Here is a 3,896-nt window from a genome sequence, read left to right on the forward strand (position 1 = left end):
GCCGGGCGTCGCCGCGACCGCGCGCCCCCGGGCGCGACCGGCCGGGACCAGACAGGTCCGGGGCAGCGCCCGGATGTCCCTCGTCAACCGACCGGCGTTAGACATGTCTAATGGCTACTCTCGCCACGGCTAACCAACAAGCGGAATCTCATTTTCAGTCAGCGCGAGATGCGCCACTGCCCAGGATGCGGTCGAGGTGGGCGTTGCCGAACCGGCCCTCCGGGTCCACCCGCTCCCGCACCGCGAGGAAGGCCGGGAGCTCGGGATAGAGCTCGCGGAGCTCGGCGGCGGTGCGGGTGTGCAGCTTGCCCCAGTGTGGCCGCCCGCCCAGCGCGGCCATGGCACGCTCGACCGCACCGAAGTAGGCCTCGTACGGCTGTCCGTGGTGCACGTGCACGGCCAGGTAGGCGGTGTCGCGGCCACTCGCCGTCGAGAGCGGGACGTCGTCCGCCGCCGTCACCCGGACCTCCACGGGGACCGTGACGGCCCGGGCGTGCCGTTCCGCCGCAGCCCGCACCCCGACGAAGGCCTCGCCCAGCGCGGCCCGCGGCACGGCGTACTCCATCTCCAGGAACCGGACCCGCCGCGGGGAGCAGAAGACCCGGTAGGAGCGGTCCACGTACTCCCCCGCCGCCATCTGCCCCGCCATCAGCCGGTTCAACCGCGGGACCAGCGCCGGGACCCGGTTGCCCAGCGCGCAGACCGCGGCGAACCCGCCGTTGCCGAGGAGCTCGTCGCCGACCCAGGCCGCGCGGCGGACGGGCCGCTCGGCGGAGGTCCGGTCGTTGCGCTTCAGCACGGCCACGGAGGTGTGCGGGAACCAGTAGAACTCGGCGTGGTCCGCGGGCAGCGCGGCGAGCTCCAGCGCCTCCTCGAGCGGCACCGCCCGCTCCACGGCGTGCAGCCGGAAGGCGGGAACGGTCTCCAGCGTGACGGCCGTGACCACCCCCAGCGCGCCGAGCCCGACCCGACCGACCCGCAGGAGCTCACCGTCCGCCTGCACCACCGAACCGTCCGCCAGGACCATCTCCAGGCCCCTGACCTGCGCGGCGATCCCCTGGTACCGGGCGCCGGTGCCGTGCGTGCCGGTCGCGACCGCCCCCGAGATCGTCTGGGCGTCGATGTCGCCGAGGTTCGGCAGCGCGCGCCCGTGCGCCCAGAGCAGCGCGTTGAGGGTGCGCAGGGTCATCCCGGCGGGAACCGTGGCGAGCGCCCCGTCCACCCTGATCCCCGGGCCCGCGGGCGGCCGGACCGCCACCCCGTCGGGCACGCCGATGCCGGTGAACGAGTGTCCGGAGCCCAGCGCCTTGACGCGCAGCCCCTCCCGGCCCGCCGCCACGACCGCCTCGGCGACCTGGGCGGCGGAGTGGGCCGCGACCGTGCGGACGGGGTCCGTGCGCTGGTTCCCGGCCCAGTTCCGCCAGGTCACGCCGCCCCGCTCAGTCCGTGACGGTGCCCGCGAGCAGCGGGTCGAAGCGCACGTCGGGGAACTTGCGGATCACCACGTCCATCCGCCACTTGTTGCTGAACACCGCGAGCTTCACGCCGTCGCTGCGGGTCAGCACCTCGCACTCCGACTGCCGGGCCAGCGCCTCCTCGCCGGCCTCGTCCGTGACTCGGGCGATCTGGTAGGGCAGGTGCTCCAGGGTGATCGGCGCGGAGAACTCCGAGGCCATCCGGGCGGCCACGACGTCGAACTGCAGGGGGCCGACGGCGGCGAGCACCGGAGCCTGGTCCCCGCGCCGGTCCGAGCGCAGGACCTGGATGACGCCCTCGCCGTCGAGCTGCTCGATGCCGCGCCGGAACTGCTTGGTCTTGCCCGCGTCCTTGCAGCGGGCCACCGAGAAGTGCTCGGGCGCGAAGCTGGGGATGGCCGGGTACTGGACCGGCTCCGCCGCGTAGAGGGTGTCCCCGGGGCGCAACGCGTTCGCGTTGACCAGGCCGACGACGTCTCCGGGGTAGGCCTCCTCGACCGTGGTGCGCTGGTTGCCGAACACCGACTGCGCGTACTTCGTGGCGAACGGCTTGCCGGTGGCGGCGTGGGTGAGCACCATCCCGCGCTCGAAGCGGCCGGAGTTGATCCGCAGGAACGCCATCCGGTCCCGGTGGGCCCGGTCCATGCCCGCCTGCACCTTGAAGATCAGCCCGGAGAGCGGGGCGTCGAGCGCGCGGGGGCGGCCCTCGGCGTCCTCCCGCTCGGCGGGCGGCGGGGCCAGCTCCACCAGCGCGTCGAGCAGCCGGGCCACACCGATGTTCGACAGCGCCGCCCCGAACAGCACCGGCGTGGCGCGACCCGACAGGAAGTCCTTCTCGTCGAACTGCGCGCCGATCTCCTCGAGCAGGGCGATCTCGTCCTGCGCGGTGGTCCAGAACTCCGGCTCCTCGGCGGCGATGACGTCCGCGGCGACGGGCTCGGCCGTCGCCCTGGTGGCCCCGCCCGCCGCGCGGGTGAACCGGGTGAACTCCCCGGTGCCGACCTCGATCAGCCCGCGCAGCGCGCCCGCCACGCCGAGCGGCCAGGTCACCGGCATCGGCCGCAGCCCGATGGTCTGCTCCACCTCGTCGAGCAGCTCGAGGGGCTCGCGGCCGGGGCGGTCCCACTTGTTCACGAAGGTGATGACGGGGATCTTGCGGGAGCGGCAGACGTCGAACAGCTTGAGGGTCTGGGGCTCGAGGCCCTTCGCCGCGTCGAGCAACATCACCGCGGCGTCGACGGCGGCGAGCACCCGGTAGGTGTCCTCGGAGAAGTCGCCGTGGCCCGGGGTGTCGAGCAGGTTGACGACCGCGTCCTTGTACGTGAACTGCAGTACCGCGCTGGACACCGAGATGCCGCGCTGCTGCTCCATCTCCATCCAGTCCGAGGTGACGCCGCGGCGGCCGGACTTGCCGTGCACCGCGCCCGCCGAGTCGATCACCTCGGCGTGCAGCGCGAGGGCCTCGGTGAGCGTGGACTTGCCCGCGTCCGGGTGGCTGATCACGGCGAACGACCGCCGCCGCTTCGCCTCGGCGAGGATCCCGCCCGCCGTCGCCTCGGACTCGCCGACCTGCGCCACCTGCCACAACCCCTCTCGACACCAGACCCGAGACGGGGCCCGGCGACCAGGGTAACCGTGGCGTGGCGGGGTACCGGAACGACGCCCGGCGGGGGGCGTGCGGGCATCGTCCCGGTCCTCCGCCGACGACGGGCGCGGCCGCCCGAGGACGGCGCGGCCCCCTTCGGCGACCAGGGAACCGTAGAGCCGGACGGACCGCCCGGAGCGGGCCGGACGAACGCCGCGCCCCGGGAGGATCCGGGGCCCCGTTCGGGTCGAACGGCCCTGGCGCACCCGGTGTTCACGCGAGGCGCCCCCGCGGTTCACCCGGCGTCGCTAGCGTCTCGGTTCCCGGGGGGACGCGCGACGGGGGCGTGCCGGGGGGCATCCCGGCCGTGCCGTCGGGGGCGGCTGCGGCCGGGGTGCGGCAACACAACCCGTTCGGCTGAACGCGGACGCCCCGCGGCGTGCTTATTCTGTGCGCCGTCGCCCCGCCTCCCCGTGTGACAGGAAGCACGATCCGGGTCTGCGACCAGCGAACATCCACCGTCTCCGTCGCGAACAGTCCGACGCAGCCGTCGAGAAGAACCACGGTCCGGCCCGTCCGGACCTGCCGAGGGGCCGGGCGGTGCCTGGGGAGCGCACCGCCCGGTCCCGCCCACTGTGGACACCGGGTGAGCCTCACCGCCCCGCCCGGAGCACCGCCAGCTCCGTGCGGGAGCGGACGCCGAGCTTGCGGTAGATCCGCCAGAGCGCGGCCTCCACGCTGCCCACCGCCAGGAACAGCTCGCCCGCCACCTCGCGGTTCGACCGGCCCGCGGCGACCAGGGCCACGATCCGCTCCTCGCCCTCGGTCAGCCCGGA

General features: G+C 74.4%; 3 protein-coding genes. All 3 read right to left on the reverse strand.

Annotated elements, in window-relative coordinates:
• Positions 1-154: 154 nt before the first annotated feature.
• Positions 155-1,429, reverse strand: a complete 1,275-nt coding sequence (locus H5J29_RS24135; protein ID WP_181783322.1) for a D-arabinono-1,4-lactone oxidase — start codon at positions 1,427-1,429, stop codon at positions 155-157.
• A gap of 10 nt (positions 1,430-1,439) precedes the next feature.
• The gene (locus tag H5J29_RS24140; RefSeq protein WP_181783323.1) at positions 1,440-3,053 is read right to left on the reverse strand and encodes a peptide chain release factor 3; all 1,614 of its coding nucleotides are present in this window, start codon (positions 3,051-3,053) and stop codon (positions 1,440-1,442) included.
• A gap of 660 nt (positions 3,054-3,713) precedes the next feature.
• Positions 3,714-3,896, reverse strand: a 183-nt coding sequence (locus tag H5J29_RS24145) for a response regulator transcription factor (RefSeq protein ID WP_181783324.1), incomplete at its 5' end; no start/stop codon positions are given.

The organism is Pseudonocardia pini (genome assembly GCF_013870575.1).
GTDB lineage: Bacteria > Actinomycetota > Actinomycetes > Mycobacteriales > Pseudonocardiaceae > Pseudonocardia > Pseudonocardia pini.